The sequence below is a fragment of the Pseudomonas sp. AC463 genome (assembly GCF_979253585.1).
This window is the reverse complement of the sequence record NZ_CEEDDZ010000240.1, coordinates 1-362: the sequence shown is the minus strand read 5'-3', so window position 1 is coordinate 362 and position 362 is coordinate 1. Positions and strand designations below refer to the sequence as shown.

At 68.2% G+C, this 362-nt stretch carries 1 protein-coding gene; it reads left to right on the top strand.

The genetic code is table 11. The features are described from left to right. Positions 1 to 169: 169 nt before the first annotated feature. A partial coding sequence (locus AC0IYH_RS29960) for a hypothetical protein (protein ID WP_471837733.1) occupies positions 170 to 362 on the top strand: 193 nt, incomplete at its 3' end.

The window sequence follows — 362 nt, the reverse complement described above, 5'->3', positions numbered from 1 at the left end:
ACGAGGGGATCGAGGTTTAGGGGGACGGGCGCGGCACAACGCCTGTCGGCGACACGCGGTCAGTCCCGAATTCGGCCGAACCGGACGGGTTCACCGCAGCGTCATGCTTGCCCGGCTACGGCTCGCCCGGTATCGCCGCCGTCCCTTAACCTGCGTCAGAGTTGCCTCTATGCCGATATCGTCGGCGCGGATCGTCCCGGCCGCGTTCCTGTTTCTGGCCGCGTGTTCCAGCGGTGACACGTTCGGCAACGACACCGATGCCACGCCGCGCGTGACCCTGCGCAACCTGACGGCGGCAACGTCGGCCCCGGCGCGCGGGGACGATATCGGCACGTTGATCCCGACACCGTCCGACACGCAGT